The organism is Salipiger sp. ABF4_146, from assembly GCF_056161345.1.
Genome location: NZ_JBSWYX010000057.1, coordinates 1 through 3,746 on the forward strand (window position 1 = coordinate 1; position 3,746 = coordinate 3,746).

Consider the following 3,746-nt stretch of genomic DNA (forward strand, 5'->3'; position numbering starts at 1 on the left):
GATACAAACGGCGCAACCGGATCGAGATCATGTTCGGCAGGCTCAAGGACTGGAGGAGGGTTGCGACCCGGTACGACCGCTGCCCACAAGCTTTCTTCTCAGCAATCGCACTCGCTGCGACCGTAATCTTCTGGCTTTGAAGGAGAACGAGTCCTGAGCCTAAATTGAAAATTTCGAAGAACCTCAGGAATTAAAGGTAAATCGAAAAGAAATCGGTTAGAAAATTCTTGCACGCCTGTGGGTGGCCGTTTCTGAGCATCCGAGGTGAGAAATTACCATATACGGCAACGGGTGGCTTTCTTCCAATATCCATTAGCTTGCGGGAAAATAGGCCATCGACCGTCTCATAGGCTTGCTGTGCCGTCCGGTCCGTTTAAGTGCCTGGCGCGACCGGCTGCTCACTTCGCTTTGCCGCCGGGCAGCGGGGTAGATGCGGCACATGCCGCAAACCTCAGGACGTCCGCACCTCGGTCGTCATATGCTTCCCGGATGAAGGTCCGCTTCACCGTGCGGGGTAAGTCGAGAGGAATGTCGAGTTTGGGCTGGCTCCGGGCCTTAGCCTTGTCCATGGCCAAGGTCCGGAGGTCGGTTTTCAGAGGTCCACAGCTTCAGAAATTGTCAGGGCATCTTCTAACTCCACACCCAGGTAGCGAACTGTGCTGTCCATCTTGCAATGCCCGAGCAGTAACTGGACGGCGCGCAAGTTGCCGGTTTTGCGGTAGATTTGGGCCACCTTAGTCCGCCTCATCGAATGCGTGGCATACGCAGATTGCTCCGGCCCGATCGAGCTCACCCAGCCCTTTATCAGTCGGGCATACTGCCGCGTCGAAATGTGCACACGATCATGAACGCGGCCGGGCCATAGATACTCTCTGCCCCTCATCGTCGGGCTAGCGAGCCACACCATCAATGACCGCCTCGTGCCCTCGGTGATCTCGAAGCGCACCGGCTGTCGAGTCTTCTGCTGCACGACCGATACGCGTTCCTTGATCGAACCGGCAGAAAGCACGTCCGTCACTTTCAAGCACACGAGGTCGCAGCCGCGTAACTTGCTGTCGATCGCGAGGTCGAAGAGCGCGAGGTCGCGGATCTTCGCTGCGATTTCCAAACGGACGCGGATGGCCCAGACGTGTCGAGGCAATAGAGGCCGCTTTTGTCCGACAATGCGGCCTCGGTTCCAGGCGGGTTTGGTGGGGCGAACGGCGGGTAGGTTCTCATTTCCCATGGTGAAGGTCTCCCTCCCCCGCGCCCAGCCACATCTCCGACCCGTTGCCGGCGGCGTAATGCTAGCATGGAGACCCAGCACCGCGACGCTGCAAGGCGGCGCCAAGTCTGAATCGTGGGTGCTGGGCCGAGCGCTTGCACGAGCGCATTTGGCTGGTGACAGCCCTTTGCAGACGCATGTGCCCGCGCCCTGCTCAGGGCCAAAGCTGTCAGTCCCCTTGAATTGCCGAACCAGAGGTAGTGGACCTGTGCGCGCCTAGACCCAATTGACTGCCTTCCGGCCATTTGCTCGTAGTCGGATGAAGAACGCAAAGGAACGGACTTAGTGCAGCTACTGCTGGATTGAGGCCAAGTAGTAAACGAGAGACAGGATACGGCCTCTGGCGACCATCTCTGAGGTCTCACCACGCTGGCTGGTGGCTGAAGCCTGGAATCGCTCGCCCCATACCGGCATCGGCTCACCATGAGCCCTAACGCCGTCGCGGCCGTCGATGGTCGCTAGAACCGCTTCGAAGGGAAATGTCCCGTTGTTTGCCTGTGCAAGCTGCAGCAGGCCCGGAGTTGAGATGTTCAAGAGGCCCGCAAGCGGCCCATCGCCCATCGCGCTTTCTCCATGGCAACCCGCGCAAGCAGCGAGATATTCCCTCTCGCCCGCTTCATCCGCTAGAGCTGGTGCGGAACCTCCGAACGTCACAAAACCAGCTCCGAAGACGGCAAAAAATGCAATGTGGTTGGTGCTCAACATGACGATCCCTCTCCTGGCGAGCAATCAGTGCCCAGGTGGCGATCATAGTGTGCGTATGCTCAGTCCGTGTCATTGATGATGAACAAGAAGAATCCTCTCGGCTCACGGTACCAAGAGGTTTACGCGGCTTTGACTGACATAGCGTGGAGCTCTGAAAATGCACTTGCGCGGAATATTTCAGGCGATCATCATCAGCTATATATCTGACCTATATTTTGTATATCCCCTGTCCGCTGAGCCATCGCGTAACTTGAGTTTACCCATTGCGGAATTGCGAGACTCCTATTCTCCTTATACCTCGTACTGCATCCGGAATCCCAAACATTGCGACCTGTCAGGACCGCACGCGATCTCCTATCGCCCAGATACCATCTTGCTCCTTGAGGCCGCTAATGAAGCAGCGAAGCGGGCCATAGACTGCAGCGTGACAGACTTAGAACTCTACGGGGCCGAGGAATACTGGGCTTTCCCCTCAGCCGGCTTCGGTGATTGCGAGGATATTGCCTTATACAAAAGAGAATGGCTCGTACAGCAGGGCCTTCCCCGTGGAGCGATGACTATCGCAATTGTGCATCATCGTCGCACTCTCAGCTCCCACGCCGTGCTTCTTGTAGAAACGACCTACGGGACATACCTCTTGGATACGCTCGAAAATGAAGTCGATGTTTGGTATTCGTCCCCTTATAATTTTGAGAGTAGAGAGCGCCCTGATGGCAAATGGGAAAGGTATGACCAGGAGATTTGGACTTATGATTGAATTGAAAGGTGGTTGTAAGGTGGAACGGAGAAGGTCGGTTATCCTGCACCATGGCTTTGATGTGACGTGCGACTGGAAGTGGGCTAAAGCGGCTCGATCAGTGCTCCTGCCGGCCGGCCAGGCAACGCACAAGTCCGGAGTCAGCCTAAGCGGACCTGCGCGCCTGGCGCAGCAAGCTCAGCAGGGCCGACGCGATGGGCGGTGACCTGCCGTTCGCTGCAGCGAACACGACCGACAGCAATGCTCAGGAAGCGGACATTTAGATCGCCTTCCAACTGCGTTACAAAAAAGCCGATCCCCCTGACACAGGGTGTTCGCTGCCGTGTGTCGAGCTTCAAAGGTTTAAGAGTGCATAAAGAACTGCGTATTCAGCAACATTGTTGCGCCTAAGCACCAGATGACATACGCGTCGCGTCGTGGGTTCCGGTAAAGGTAGACGAAAGCGGCTGTTTTTGGGATGGATGATCAATTCTTACAAGTGTGGCCGCGAAGTTGGTCGCGGTCCCGATGGATTGGCTAAGCCGAGACGACATCTTGAGTTGCGGTACTCCATTCAGTTTCTGCATCGCGATTCATACACTCAAACCTTACGGAACTATTGTCATTGACGAAGCCCACATTAAAGACGGTTGCATCAAAGCAACCCCGCGAAACCGCGGGCGCTTCGGCGTTCATGGCCTTCGACTTTCAGGTGAACGTTTCAATGGCATTGATTCTTGACCTCTTTAGAGATGGAAAGGAATTCGTCGCCCTGTTCGATCATCATGACGACCTCGTCGTCTTCGTCGAAGAAGGGGGGGCCTCAGAGCTTTCGTTTTACCAAGTGAAATCGCGCAGCGAACTCACTTGGACAGCAAAGAGGCTCGCTCGGCGAAGCGCGAAGGGCGAGCTGCCGCGATCCATCGTCGGTAAGGCCTACTACAACGTAGTGAGCTGACCCCTGCGAGTGGTCCGGGTTAAATGCTAATGCATGGTCGGCCTTCGATCTATGGGGATGAAGGTCTCCGGTGCCGGTGTCCG

General features: G+C 56.1%; 5 protein-coding genes. 3 read left to right on the forward strand and 2 right to left on the reverse strand.

Annotated features, from left to right (window positions below; translation table 11 throughout):
- A partial coding sequence (locus ACXAJT_RS27430; RefSeq protein ID WP_475235360.1) for a transposase occupies positions 1-140 on the forward strand: 140 nt, incomplete at its 5' end.
- Between the two features lie 452 nt (positions 141-592).
- On the opposite strand, the gene ACXAJT_RS27435 is transcribed toward ACXAJT_RS27430, so the two are convergent.
- Positions 593-1,225 (reverse strand): tyrosine-type recombinase/integrase, encoded by a 633-nt coding sequence (locus ACXAJT_RS27435; RefSeq protein WP_475242158.1) that lies wholly within the window; start codon positions 1,223-1,225, stop codon positions 593-595.
- Positions 1,226-1,555: 330 nt separating this feature from the next.
- Entirely contained in the window at positions 1,556-1,969 is a 414-nt protein-coding gene (locus tag ACXAJT_RS27440) for a c-type cytochrome (RefSeq protein ID WP_475242162.1), read from the reverse strand.
- Between the two features lie 157 nt (positions 1,970-2,126).
- On the opposite strand from ACXAJT_RS27440, the gene ACXAJT_RS27445 reads away from it, so the two are divergent.
- Together ACXAJT_RS27445 and ACXAJT_RS27450 are read left to right on the forward strand one after the other, a co-directional pair.
- Complete coding sequence (locus tag ACXAJT_RS27445; RefSeq protein WP_475242165.1) at positions 2,127-2,726, forward strand: transglutaminase-like cysteine peptidase; 600 nt, start codon at positions 2,127-2,129, stop codon at positions 2,724-2,726.
- A gap of 604 nt (positions 2,727-3,330) precedes the next feature.
- Positions 3,331-3,663 carry a dsDNA nuclease domain-containing protein gene (locus ACXAJT_RS27450; RefSeq protein WP_475242168.1) on the forward strand — a complete coding sequence of 111 codons (333 nt, stop codon included), beginning with the start codon at positions 3,331-3,333 and terminating at the stop codon, positions 3,661-3,663.
- Positions 3,664-3,746 lie beyond the last annotated feature (83 nt).

What these genes read in the sequence shown, in the direction of transcription:
- ACXAJT_RS27435 (WP_475242158.1), bottom strand. Translation starts at nt 1,225, where the DNA reads ATGGGAAATGAGAACCTACCCGCCGTTCGCCCCACCAAACCCGCCTGG.
- ACXAJT_RS27440 (WP_475242162.1), bottom strand. Translation starts at nt 1,969, where the DNA reads ATGTTGAGCACCAACCACATTGCATTTTTTGCCGTCTTCGGAGCTGGT.
- ACXAJT_RS27445 (WP_475242165.1), top strand. Translation starts at nt 2,127, where the DNA reads ATGCACTTGCGCGGAATATTTCAGGCGATCATCATCAGCTATATATCT.